The following is a 13417-nucleotide window of genomic DNA, read 5'->3' as shown; positions in this document are numbered from 1 at the left end:
TGTTACCACCTGAATATATCTATTTCTAATTACTTATAAATTTTAAGGCTTATTAATTCCCATAAAAAAAAACCCCATCATTAAGATAGGGATTTTTTTTAACAATATCAATAATGTTTAACTAAAGTATCAAGCCACTTGGCCTTCTAAAAAGTCTTGTGCAAAACGCTGTAAAACACCGCCCGCTTCATATACAGAAACTTCTTCTTCTGTATCTAAACGGCAAGTCACAGGCACTTCAACAATCTCTTCTTTACCATCCGCTGTAGCACGTTCAATCACCAAAGTTAAAGTCGAACGCGGCGCGATATTACCAATCACGCTGTAAAGCTCTGTACCATCTAGTTTTAAAGTCTTACGGTTTACACCCGGTTTAAACTCAAGTGGTAACACGCCCATACCCACCAAGTTGGTACGGTGAATACGCTCAAAACCTTCTGCCACAATCGCTTCAACACCTGCAAGACGCACACCTTTTGCAGCCCAGTCACGGCTTGAACCCTGACCGTAGTCAGCACCCGCAATAATAATTAACGGTTGCTTACGGTTCATGTAGGTTTCAATCGCTTCCCACATACGCATCACTTCGCCTTCTGGCTCTACACGCGCTTTTGAACCTTGCTTAATGGTACCGTCTGAACGGCGAACCATTTCGTTATAGAGTTTCGGGTTGGCAAATGTTGCACGTTGTGCAGTCAAGTGGTCACCACGGTGCGTTGCGTATGAGTTGAAGTCTTCTTCTGGTACGCCCATTTTGTGAAGATATTCACCCGCAGCCGAGTCCATCAAAATCGCATTTGAAGGTGACAAGTGGTCGGTAGTGATGTTGTCACCCAAAATCGCGAGCGGACGCATGTTCGCCAAAGTACGTGGTGCAGCCAATGCCCCTTCCCAATATGGTGGACGGCGGATGTAAGTACTTTGTGGACGCCAGTCGTAAAGTGGGCTTTTCGCTTGCTCAACTTCGCCCAAGTCAAACATTGGAATGTAGACTTTACGGAACTGTTCAGGCTTCACGGCTTGCTTAACCAACGCATCAATTTCAGCGTCAGATGGCCAGATGTCTTTGAGGTAAATCGGGTTACCTTCTTTGTCATGACCTAATGCATCTTTTTCGATGTCAAAACGAATCGTACCTGCAATTGCATATGCCACAACAAGTGGTGGAGATGCTAAGAATGCTTGTTTTGCATATGGATGGATACGGCCATCGAAGTTACGGTTACCAGAGAGTACTGCGGTTGCGTACAAGTCACGGTCAATAATTTCTTGCTGAATGGCTGGATCTAATGCACCCGACATACCGTTACACGTCGTACAAGCGTAAGCCACAATACCAAAACCAAGTTTCTCTAAGTCTTTTAGAACACCTGCTTCTTCAAGGTAAAGTGCAGCCGCTTTTGAACCCGGTGCAAATGATGATTTCACCCAAGGTTTACGAACCAAACCAAGTTCATTCGCTTTACGTGCCAACAAACCTGCCGCCACGGTGTTACGTGGGTTAGAGGTGTTGGTACATGAAGTAATTGCAGCAATAATGATTGCGCCATCTGGCATTAAGCCATCAGAACGGTTTTCAACTACACCCGCAATGCCTTTTTCTTTTAGGTCGCTGGTTGAAACACGTGCATGCGGGTTTGATGGACCAGCAATGTTACGTGTGACTGTCGAGAGGTCAAAACGTAGTACACGTGGGTACTCTGCTTTGGTCATTTCAGATGCCCAAAGGCCAATTTCTTTTGCGTACTGTTCAACCAATGCCACTTGAGCATCTTCACGACCTGTTAAGCGTAAGTAGTCGATTGTATTTTGGTCGATGTAGAACATCGCAGCCGTAGCGCCATATTCTGGTGTCATGTTCGAAATGGTGGCACGGTCGCCCACAGACATACTGTCAGCACCTTCACCAAAGAACTCAAGGTAAGCACCAACCACACGCTCTTTACGCAAAAATTCAGTTAGAGCCAACACGATATCTGTTGCAGTAATGCCAGCCTGACGCTGACCAACCAACTCAACACCAATAATGTCTGGCAGACGCATCCAAGATGCACGGCCTAACATTACGTTTTCAGCTTCTAAGCCACCTACACCCACAGAAATTACGCCCAAAGCGTCTGTATGTGGTGTGTGTGAGTCTGTACCGACACATGTGTCTGGGAATGCTACACCATCACGCGCCTGAATCACCGGAGACATTTTCTCTAGGTTAATCTGGTGCATAATGCCGTTCCCCGCAGGGATCACATCGACATTTTTAAATGCAGTTTTGGTCCACTCAATGAAGTGGAAACGGTCTTCGTTACGGCGGTCTTCGACAGCACGGTTTTTTGCAAAAGCGTCTGGGTCAGCACCACCATATTCCACTGCTAAAGAGTGGTCGACAATGAGCTGTGTTGGTACAACTGGGTTAACTTTAGATGGGTCGCCGCCCTTCTCAGCAATCGCATCACGCAAACCTGCAAGGTCAACCAATGCAGTTTGACCCAAGATGTCATGACACACCACGCGTGCAGGATACCAAGGAAAGTCCAAGTCCTGACGGCGTTCAATCAACTGCGTTAAATAAGCAGTTAAGTTCTCGGCATCGGCACGGCGTACCAATTGCTCAGCGAGTACTTTAGAGGTGTAAGGCAGTTTTTCGTATGCGCCTGGCTGAATATCTTCAACGGCTTGACGCACGTCGTAATATTCAAGCTGGGTACCTGCCAGCGGTTTACGGTATTTTGTGTTCATTAACCACGCTCCGCCAATGGTTTAAATTCGAGGTTTTCAGGGCCCGTATAGTTCGCGCTTGGACGAATGATTTTGCCGTCTTGGCGTTGTTCAATCACGTGTGCTGACCAACCTGCTGTACGTGCAATTACGAATAACGGTGTAAACATGGCAGTTGGAACACCCATTAAGTGATAGCTCACCGCACTGAACCAGTCGAGGTTCGGGAACATGTTTTTCACTTCTTTCATCACTGCTTCCAAACGCTCAGCGATGAGGTACATTTTGGTGTTCTCTTGCGCTTCTGCTAAGTCATGCGCCACTTTCTTGATCACTTCGTTACGTGGGTCAGAAACTGTATATACAGGGTGACCAAAACCAATCACGACTTCTTTGTTTTCAACACGTTTACGGATGTCAGCTTCTGCTTCGTCTGGATTGTCGTAACGTTGTTGAATCACGAATGCAACTTCGTTTGCACCACCGTGCTTAGGTCCGCGAAGTGCACCAATACCGCCTGTAATTGCCGAGTACATGTCAGAACCTGTACCTGCAACCACACGTGACGTAAATGTAGATGCGTTGAACTCATGCTCAGCATACAAAATAAGTGATGTATGCATCGCTTGAATCCACTCTTCACATGGTTTTTCGCCATGAAGTAAGTGCAAGAAATGCGCTGCAATTGAGTCGTCATCTGTTTCAACTTCAATGCGACGACCGTTATTGCTGAAGTGATACCAATAAAGCAGCATTGAACCTAAGCTTGCCATTAATTTGTCAGCAATGTCTTTTGCGCCCGCTTCATTGTGGTCTTCATGTTCTGGAGTTAAACAACCTAGTACTGAAACACCAGTACGCATCACATCCATTGGGTGTGCAGATGGTGGTAATTGCTCAAGTGCAGTTTTAAGTGCTGCCGGTAAACCACGAAGCGCTTTTAATTTTGCTTTATATGCTTTGAGTTCAGCTTTGTTTGGTAATTTGCCATGTACGAGCAAGTGAGCAACTTCTTCAAACTCGCTACCTGCCGCAAGGTCAAGAATGTCATAGCCACGATAGTGCAAGTCGTTACCGCTACGTCCTACGGTACAAAGTGCTGTGTTGCCTGCAACTTGTCCACTAAGTGCAACTGATTTTTTTGGTTTGAAGCCTGTTGTTGTTTCATTTGAGCTCATAGAATCATCCTTTATATCAACCAGAATTTGTTGTTTGTTCAATTTTTACTTGGGTAAAAACGCGACAGCTTCTTGCCGAGTTCTCATCCAATTTTTGGTTTAACCTGCCGTTCGCCTTACTTTTCACGGATGAAAAGTAAGCAAAAATCCTTGTTGGTCTGACGATATATCCCTATATCGCAGTCCAACGTAGCGGCATCCATGCCGCCCTCGCGATAGCCAAGACCATCGCTTCCCCTTCTTTTAAAAGAGGGCTTGTTTATTTCTTTTTAGCAAATGCGTTGTCTAAGTAGTCTTCAAACGCGTAGTAGTTAATGCGTTCATATAGCTCTTTACGCGTTTGCATAATATCAATCACGTTCTTTTGTGTACCTTCTTTACGCAAGGTTTCATACACAGTTTCTGCGGCTTTGTTCATGGCACGGAAAGCAGAAAGCGGATAAAGTGCAAGACTTACATCGGCAGATGCCAACTCTTCAGTGGTAAACAGTGGTGTAGAACCAAACTCGGTAATGTTTGCCAAAATTGGTACGCCTGTCTTCTGAGCAAATTGCTTGTACATATCAAGCTCGGTAATTGCTTCAGGGAACAACATGTCTGCACCTGCCTCAATGTAGGCACCCGCACGGTCAATTGCAGCTTGTAAGCCTTCAACCGCTAACGCATCGGTACGCGCCATAATCACGAAGCTGTCATCACCACGCGCATCAACTGCTGCTTTAATACGGTCAACCATTTCTTCTTGAGTCACAATGGCTTTGTTCGGACGGTGACCGCAACGTTTTGCGCCCACTTGGTCTTCAATGTGCATTGCCGCAGCACCAAACTTGATCAGTGATTTTGTAGTACGTGCAATGTTAAATGCAGAAGCACCAAAGCCTGTGTCCGCATCGACCAATAATGGAAGATCACATACATCAGTAATACGGCGTACGTCGGTCAACACATCATCAAGGTTACTGATTCCTAAATCAGGTAAGCCTAAAGAACCAGCTGCTACACCACCACCTGATAAGTAAATCGCTTTATAACCTGCACGTTTTGCCAAAAGTGCATGATTGGCATTGATGGTTCCAACCACTTGTAATGGCTTTTCTTGGGCTACGGCATCGCGAAATAGCTGACCTGCGGATTGTTTAGCCATTGTTATGTTCTCCTTGTGCTTGTAGCAGTGTTTGCTCAATAATTTTGTAAGAAGCATTGATATGTCGATGCATGAGCAGCTCGGCAAGTTCACCATCGCCTTCTGCAATTGCATCTAAAATACGGATGTGTTCGTCCCAAGCTTTGCTCGGACGATCGGGTGTATTTGAAAACTGAATTCGGTACATACGGATAAGGTGATAAAGCTCATCGCATAGCATTTTTTCTAAGGTTTTATTGCCACTACTTTTGATAATGCAGTAGTGAAAATCATCCTGCCCTTCTTGCAAGTAATATCCCTTACCTGCTTTAAAGTTTTCATCTTCAGCATGCATACGCAATACATCACGCAGCGCCAAGATTTGCTTTTTATCAATATGCTGTGCAGCAAGTTTGCAGGCCAAACCTTCTAAAGACGCACGAATCTGGTAAAGCTCTTTGAACTGTTGCAGTGAGAGCGAAACCACGCGCGCACCCACATGTGCAGTACGCTCAACCAAACGTTGCCCTTCAAGGCGATGAATCGCTTCACGCAAAGGCCCACGACTAATGCCATAAGTACGTGCTAGCTCAGGCTCAGAAATCTTGCTACCTGCCGGAATTTGACCCAAAACAATCGCCGTCTGTATTTGTTTAAATACATTCTCGGTCAGTGTTCTTCCCTGACTTTGTAATGGCTCTGGTGCGAAGGTCAAATCTTGCATATTGTCGACAATTTTTAATCAATTATGAGTTTTATAGCGGTATGAATGAAAAAAATCAAGGTGATTGTTGACACTTTACAGAACGCATCAGGTCAATTTTTATAGTATGACCTGTTATCTCACCTTATATTTAAACCATTAAACCACTTTCCAATTAGTATATATAAAACAGTTACTTAATATTAATTTACCTATAGATTTATGGCACTTTTTTAGTTGCTTTTCGGCCTCTAATCTTTTGTTTCAAACTTTAGTCTACAACCAATGTATTACAGCAAGATTGTAGACAATCTGCTTGAATGAAAGCATGAGTTAGAAATTAGTTTCTATTTACCGTAATTTCTTTTAAATCTTTTTATCATTTTCATCCAGAAAATATCGATATTAGTGAAATTATCAGGTGCTTCACGGTAGCTTTATTGATACATTATTGAGCATCGACATAGTTGTGGCGTATTTTTCGAGACAGAAAAAACCCAGCACTATGCATATTGTTGAATGAAAGGACTTTTTTGATGTTTCAACATATCCCCCCATACGCAGGCGATCCAATTCTCTCTTTAATGGAACAGTTCAATGCTGATACTCGTTCTGAAAAAGTAAACTTGAGTATTGGTCTTTATTATAACGAAGACAGCATTGTTCCTCAGTTAGAGACCATTATCGAGGCGCAAAAGCGTATTGAGCCTAAGAACGGTAAAACCAAACTTTATTTGCCAATGGAAGGCTTCAAACCTTACCGTGAAGCAATTCAAGCACTTTTATTTGGTGCAAACAGCCCAGCAGTTAAAGCTGGCCGTGCTGTAACTATCCAAACACTTGGTGGTTCAGGTGCATTAAAAGTTGGTGCAGATTTCTTAAAAACTTATTTCCCAAATTCAGACGTTTGGGTAAGCCAACCAACTTGGGATAACCACGTTGCGATTTTCAATGGCGCTGGCATTAAGACTCATTTCTACCCATATTTCGATGCAGAAACGCGTGGTGTAGATTTTGACGGTATGCTTTCTACACTTAAAACTTTGCCTGAGCAAAGCATTGTGTTGTTGCACCCATGCTGCCATAACCCAACGGGTGCTGACTTAAACCCAGCGCAATGGGACCAGGTAATTGCAGTATTAAAAGAACGTAACCTTATTCCATTCCTAGACATCGCTTACCAAGGTTTTGGTGACGGTATGGAAGAAGATGCGTATGCAATCCGTGCTTTAGACCAAGCGGGTCTAAACTTCATTGTGAGCAACTCGTTCTCTAAAATCTTCTCTTTATATGGCGAACGCGTTGGCGGCTTAACTTTCGTATGTGACGATGCAAAAGCTGCTCAGTGCACATTCGGTCAGTTAAAAGCGACTGTACGCCGTATTTACTCTAGCCCTCCTACTACAGGCGCTTGGTTAGTTGATGAAGTGTTAAATGACGCTGAACTTAACCAACAATGGCAAGGCGAAGTGAAAGAGATGCGTGAGCGTATTATTAAAATGCGTAGCATCTTGAAAGACGAACTTACTAAAGCATTACCAGACCGCGACTTTAGCTACCTTGTAAACCAAAAAGGTATGTTCAGCTACACAGGTTTAACTGCTGAACAGGTTGATATCTTGCGTGAAGAATATGCAATCTACTTAGTACGTAGTGGCCGTATTTGTGTAGCAGGTTTAAACATGAACAATGTTTACACTGTTGCTAAAGCAATGGCTGAAGTGCTTGCTAAATCAGTAGAAGCAGCATAAGACATCTATAAAAAAAGGCGCTTCGGCGCCTTTTTTTATGTCTCGATATTAAGATTTAGCCTTACCCCAATATTTCAGTTTTGAGGTATGGCCAATACCCACATTAAAGCTATTGGTTGGGTCGAGTTTTTGATAGAAATTGGCTAATGCAGGTTTGGCAATGTAAAGGTGCCCAACATTATGCTCTGCCGGATATTCAGCACGGCGCGCATCGAGTAATTTCCACATTTGATGTTCCATTTCTAACGGATCATTACCCTTTTTAAGAATATAGTCCTGATGGAACACATGACAAAAGAAATGCCCATAATAGAGTTTATGGATGATTTTCTTTTCCATCTCGGCTGGTAGTTGCTCTACCCATTCGCGGTCATTACGACGTAGCGCAATATCAAGCGCTACAATATCTTCAACTTCACTACGGTGCGTATCACGATAACGAATTGCCGCCCCTGCAATCGCAAAACGGTGTAAGAACGCCTTTCGCCCCTCTTCTTCGCTACATACGAAATAGTTGCCTGACTGATGCACTGCAAAATATTCTTTTAAAAACTGCTCGGTCTGAGCTTTTGAATTATTTTCAACACGTAACACTAAATGGTGCTCATAACGATCTCGATATTCGGTCATACGCTTAGGCAAATGACTCGGTAAAAAGAAGGTAATCGCCTGTAAAATCTGGTCTGTTAAACCTTTAATTTTAAATTTTTCTAAAAAGCCATCGACTTTATCTTTCATCGCAAAGGCTTTTGGAACATTGGCTGTACCAAACTTTTCAATAAATAAGAACGTGTCTTTTCCGTACTTTTCACCAATCAAGTAAGCGTCACGGTGAATATATTCGCCTGCAATCGGTAAGCTTGGCAGTGAGGTCAGTAAGTAGCGACGAATAGCCGTTAAATCATCGGCATCATTACTACCAATATAAAAAACACTGCTCTCTACTTTTTCATAGGTATCAAGGCGTACAGCAAACACACAGACCTTACCTGCCGAACCCGAGGCTTCAAACAAACGTGACGGGTCTGCATTAAAACGAGCAGGCGTATCTTCATCGACCTGAGTCACGTCGTGCGCATAGCGATGGTCCGATGCCTGCTTTTCGTTGTCATCTAAAATATCTACGGCTTGGTATTGCTGCTTCTCTAAACGAGTCAAAATTTCTTCGGGTGTCGAGCCCAAATTTACGCCTAAATGATTCACCAGCTCTAATTGACCAGCAGCATTGACCTGAGCATATAATGCCAGTTCCGTATACGCAGGACCACGACGTACCAGTGCACCACCAGAGTTATTACACACACCACCAAGTACCGATGCACCAATACAAGATGAACCAATCACCGAATGTGGTTCACGATTATAGCCTTTTAAAATTTGCTCTAAATTATCTAAGGTCGCACCCGGTAAGCAGATCACTTGCTTGCCATCATGGATGACTTGAATACCCTTTAATCGGCGTGTACTCATGACCAAAACAGGACGGTCATAATCATCACCATACGGAGTTGAACCACCGGTGAGTCCTGTATTTGCTGCCTGCATAATCACAATACAGTCCGCCTCAATTGCAGCCTGCAACACTTGCCATTGCTCTAGCAATGTGCCCGGCACCACCACAGCCAGCACTTTCCCCTCACCAAAACGGCGACCTTGGCGGTACTGACGCGTACTTTGGTCATCGGTCAAAACATAAGAACGCCCTACAATATTTTGTAAGCGTTCGATCACTGCTTGAGGAGAAAATGTTTGCATGATGGTTTCCTTTTGGTCATCCATTTATCAAATTAGACCAACACGACGGGATCTTACCGTTTGTAATTTATAATTTAATTAGCTCATTCTCTAATGTGAATCAGCCCTATATTTACTATCGTGGTGGCGGCATGGATGCCGCCGTTTCGATGCGGTAGCAAGGACGTACCGTCATCGAGACAAAGGTTTTTGGTTACTTTTGACCTTTCAAAAGTGACAAATGCCTATATGTAAAACATTAGCAAATCACCAAACTTTGAGGCTGTGCTTACTGCTTCACTTACTATGTCTTAAAAACCTTGCTTCATCGCCTGTACTAAACAATCCGCATTAATATCCGAAATCGACTTAGCACCCGTGAGCGTCATCGCAACACGCATTTCCTTATCAATTAAATCAAGTAAGTTCGACACACCTTGTCCACCTGCTGCTGCCAAGGCATAAACAAACGCACGGCCAAGTAAAACCGTATCCGCACCGAGCGCCAACATACGCACCACATCTAAACCATTACGAATGCCTGAGTCAGCCAAAATCGCTAAGTCACCTTTCACCGCATCGGCAATTGCAGGCAATGCACGAGCAGATGACATCACGCCATCTAACTGACGACCGCCGTGATTCGACACTACAATCCCATCTGCACCAAAACGCACAGCATCTTTGGCATCTTCAGGATCTAAAATACCTTTAATCACCATTGGGCCATCCCAAAACTCACGAATCCACTCAAGGTCCTTCCATGAAATGGATGGGTCAAAGTTCGAGCCTAACCAGCCAATATAGTCTTCAAGCCCAGTCGGCTTACCTAAATATTTAGAGATATTTCCCAAGTCGTGCGGACGACCCATTAAACCCACATTCCATGACCAATGCGGATGAAACACTGACTGCATATAACGACGCATCGCAGCATTTGGCCCACTCATACCCGAATGGGCATCACGATAACGTGCACCCGGCACAGGCATATCTACGGTAAACACCAGTGTTGAACAACCTGCCGCTTTTGCACGTTCCAAAGCATTACGCATAAAACCGCGGTCACGTAACACATAAAGCTGGAACCACATCGGACGGTTAATTGCAGGTGCAACTTCCTCAATCGGGCAAACAGAAACCGTTGAAAGCGTAAATGGAATACCTTTTTTATCGGCTGCCATTGCGGCTTGCACTTCACCACGGCGTGCATACATACCTGTTAAACCTACAGGCGCCAAGGCAACTGGCATCGACAGCGTTTCATTAAACAGTTTTGTCTCTAAACTTAACGCTGACATGTCATTCAGCACACGTTGACGCAATGCAATTTCTGACAAATCTTGTACGTTACGCTTTAAGGTATATTCCGAATACGCTCCACCATCAATGTAATGAAATAAAAATGGGGGTAAGCGACGTTGTGCCGCAGCACGATAATCATTGCCAGAAGAAATAATCATTTTGAATCAACTCTATTTAAACGGTTTGCACGTTTCTGGCGAGCTTCATCTTCATCCAGAGAACGCACATGATTAATCACAAATTCAATATGACCGCAGACAGCTTGGCGTGCGGCCTCGGGATCTTTACGATCAATAGCATCCATCACCTGAAAATGCTGCTCGCTCAGCAAGTCACCATTTACGGGGTCGTTATAAACTTTTTTACGCCCTAACAAGACGTTGTATTGCAGCAAATCAAACAAGCTGCGCATCATTTGAATCAGCACCACATTGTGAGATGCTTCAGCAATCGCTAAGTGGAATTCAGCATCGGCCACCGCCGCCTGTGCTGAGTCACCTGCATTTTGGTGGCGGCTAATTTCATTAAAATAATGATGAATTTTGGCGCGATCTTCTGGGGTCGAACGTAACGCGGCATACCATGCCGTCCCCCCTTCAAGCACCAAACGCGCCTCTTGCACATCAAAACGGTATAAAGGATCTTCTTCAATCAGGTTGCTGATTGGGTTCACAATCAGTTGCTGTGGCCATTGTTCAGGTAATTGCTGAATATAAGTTCCATCGCCACGGCGACTAATCAGTACACCTTGACTATTGAGCTGTTGAATTGCTTCACGTAAGGATGGACGAGAAACTCCTAAGCTAGTTGCAAGCTGGCGCTCGGCAGGCAAACGATCACCTTTTTTCATGTGACGCTCTTCAATTAATGCCTGCAATTTCATGACCACTTGATCGGAGATTCTCATCGCGTTTCCTTCACTGGAGTTATGGAATCATCCACGGAACCAGATAAGCCTGAACCGTAATAATGATGCCAACAAAGACAGTGAATATGATGCTATGTTTTACCGTGAAACGGAACAAGTCAGACTCTTTTCCAACTAAGCCTACTGCGGCACACGCAATCGCAATCGACTGTGGCGAAATCATTTTACCTGTCACACCACCGCTGGTATTCGCAGCCACCAACAATACTTCTGGAATACCAATCTGCTGAGCTGTAGTCGCCTGTAATGCCGAGAACAAAGCATTTGAAGAAGTGTCTGAACCTGTAAGGAACACACCAAGCCAACCCAAAAATGGCGAGAAGAAAGTAAACGCATGACCCGTATGCGATAGAGCCAGAGCCAAAGTTGCAGATAAACCTGAATAGTTCGCAATAAAAGCAAACGCCAACACCATACCAATCGAGTAAATCGGTGTTTTTAACTCATTGAGCGTTTCACCGAAGGTTGTTACTGCCTCACTTGCTTTCATTTTTAAGAAAATAACTGTGATGATCGCAGCAATAAAAATTGCAGTACCTGTTGCAGAGAACCAGTCAAACTTATAAATCGCTTCGTATGGTTTCATCTCGGACACAATCGGTGGCATTTTCTCGACCAATTTATGTAAATACGGCACTTCAAGTTTAAAAATCCAGTGTTCAAGAGCACCATCTTTTGCAAATAATGCTTTAAATGGCTTAACGCTCCAGATCGTGACCATTACCGTTAAAATAGCAAATGGAGACCATGCCTTTGCAATTTTCCCAATGCTATAACGTTGAACTGTTGTAGGTTGCTGAGTCAAAGTCTGACCTGCTTCAGGTTCAAAACGGAAAATATGTTTTGGTTTCCAAACACGGAATAACAACGTCAGGCTGACCAATGAAGCAATTGCTGCGGTAATGTCTGGTAACTCAGGGCCAATAAAGTTAGAGGTGAGATACTGAGCAATCGCAAAAGCACCACCACCGACCAATACCGCAGGCCAAGTTTCCTTAACACCACGCCAGCCATCCATAATCGCCATAATCCAGAACAGCACAATAATGGTTAAAAATGGCAACTGACGACCCACCATCTGGCTAATTTCCATAGTGTCTACGCCTGACACCTGCCCTGCCACAATAATTGGAATACCCATTGCACCAAATGCAACTGGTGCTGTATTTACAATTAAACATAAACCAGCAGCGTAAAGTGGCTTAAACCCTAAACCGACAAGTAGTGCAGCGGTAATTGCGACAGGAGCACCAAAGCCCGCAGCTCCTTCAAGGAAAGTACCAAATGCAAAACCAACGAGTAACATTTGCAGACGTTGGTCTTCGGTAATAGATAGAATGCTTGAGCGAATAACCTCAAACTGGCCTGTTTTTACCGAAATCTTGTATAGAAAAACTGCCCCGATAATGATCCATGAAATTGGCCATAGACCGTAGAAGAAACCGTAAATGATTGACGCAAAGGCCATTTGACCAGGCATTTGATAGAAAAATAGCGCAATCAGTAATGCAATAATAACTGTGCCCGTACCCGCGATACTGCCTTTTAAACGAAAAACAGCCAATGCTAAAAAGAAGAAAATAATCGGGATTAATGCAACCGCACTAGACAGCCAAATATTATTTAAAGGGTCATAAAGTTGTTGCCACATATTGAGCATTGTCATCTCCTTGAAATGCCGGGGCGAATTTTTGTACCTTAAAATTTCAACATTTAACACAAATTGGTATGACCAATTAAAATTTAAGTGCAAATGTTTTTCCTTAAACCACAATGCGTATCATAAACACAGTTATTGGTAAGATCAATGATTAAATAATTATCACAATTGGTATGACCAATAGAGACAAGAAAAATCAAGCCATTTCTCATCTATAATTTTTTTTATTCGACTAAAGTCGTAAAAAGCTTCCTTATAAACTTAAATATGACCTACAGAAATGAAGTATTTGAATATAAAAACTATAAACGTACCAATTT

Annotated in this window: 9 protein-coding genes and 1 pseudogene; 2 read left to right on the top strand and 8 right to left on the bottom strand. The window is 43.6% G+C overall.

Annotated features, from left to right (window positions below; all coding sequences use genetic code 11):
• Positions 1 to 129: 129 nt before the first annotated feature.
• From acnD to EGS71_RS13485, 4 genes are all read right to left on the bottom strand, one after another.
• Complete coding sequence (gene acnD / locus EGS71_RS13500) at positions 130 to 2736, bottom strand: Fe/S-dependent 2-methylisocitrate dehydratase AcnD (RefSeq protein ID WP_001093599.1); 2607 nt, start codon at positions 2734 to 2736, stop codon at positions 130 to 132.
• Entirely contained in the window at positions 2736 to 3893 is a 1158-nt protein-coding gene (prpC, locus tag EGS71_RS13495; protein ID WP_000097514.1) for a 2-methylcitrate synthase, read from the bottom strand. The genes acnD and prpC overlap by 1 nt, the downstream gene beginning before the upstream one ends.
• 259 nt (positions 3894 to 4152) lie before the next feature.
• A complete protein-coding gene (gene prpB / locus EGS71_RS13490) occupies positions 4153 to 5037 on the bottom strand; it encodes a methylisocitrate lyase (RefSeq protein WP_001118923.1) in 885 nt (294 codons plus the stop codon).
• A complete protein-coding gene (locus tag EGS71_RS13485) occupies positions 5030 to 5740 on the bottom strand; it encodes a GntR family transcriptional regulator (RefSeq protein WP_001153627.1) in 711 nt (236 codons plus the stop codon). The genes prpB and EGS71_RS13485 overlap by 8 nt, the downstream gene beginning before the upstream one ends.
• Positions 5741 to 5785: 45 nt before the next feature.
• On the opposite strand from EGS71_RS13485, the pseudogene EGS71_RS13480 reads away from it, so the two are divergent.
• Together EGS71_RS13480 and EGS71_RS13475 are read left to right on the top strand one after the other, a co-directional pair.
• A pseudogene (locus EGS71_RS13480) lies at positions 5786 to 5920 on the top strand (hypothetical protein).
• Between the two features lie 335 nt (positions 5921 to 6255).
• Positions 6256 to 7470 carry an aromatic amino acid transaminase gene (locus EGS71_RS13475; RefSeq protein WP_000486248.1) on the top strand — a complete coding sequence of 405 codons (1215 nt, stop codon included), beginning with the start codon at positions 6256 to 6258 and terminating at the stop codon, positions 7468 to 7470.
• A gap of 48 nt (positions 7471 to 7518) precedes the next feature.
• Here the strand turns inward: EGS71_RS13475 and dld are convergent, their stop codons facing one another.
• From dld to lldP, 4 genes are all read right to left on the bottom strand, one after another.
• Entirely contained in the window at positions 7519 to 9225 is a 1707-nt protein-coding gene (gene dld / locus EGS71_RS13470; protein ID WP_001193028.1) for a D-lactate dehydrogenase, read from the bottom strand.
• A 290-nt stretch (positions 9226 to 9515) separates the two neighbouring features.
• Entirely contained in the window at positions 9516 to 10667 is a 1152-nt protein-coding gene (gene lldD / locus EGS71_RS13465) for an FMN-dependent L-lactate dehydrogenase LldD (RefSeq protein ID WP_002009553.1), read from the bottom strand.
• A complete protein-coding gene (lldR, locus tag EGS71_RS13460; protein WP_001222772.1) occupies positions 10664 to 11416 on the bottom strand; it encodes a transcriptional regulator LldR in 753 nt (250 codons plus the stop codon). The genes lldD and lldR overlap by 4 nt, the downstream gene beginning before the upstream one ends.
• Before the next feature lie 19 nt (positions 11417 to 11435).
• Positions 11436 to 13103, bottom strand: coding sequence for an L-lactate permease (gene lldP / locus EGS71_RS13455; protein WP_011857993.1), 1668 nt, complete (start codon positions 13101 to 13103; stop codon positions 11436 to 11438).
• Between the last annotated feature and the right edge of the window lie 314 nt (positions 13104 to 13417).

This window comes from Acinetobacter sp. FDAARGOS_559, assembly GCF_003940475.1.
In the GTDB taxonomy this organism is placed as follows: domain Bacteria; phylum Pseudomonadota; class Gammaproteobacteria; order Pseudomonadales; family Moraxellaceae; genus Acinetobacter; species Acinetobacter baumannii.
Note: the sequence above shows the minus strand (reverse complement) of the source record. Positions and strands in the feature narration are given on the sequence as shown.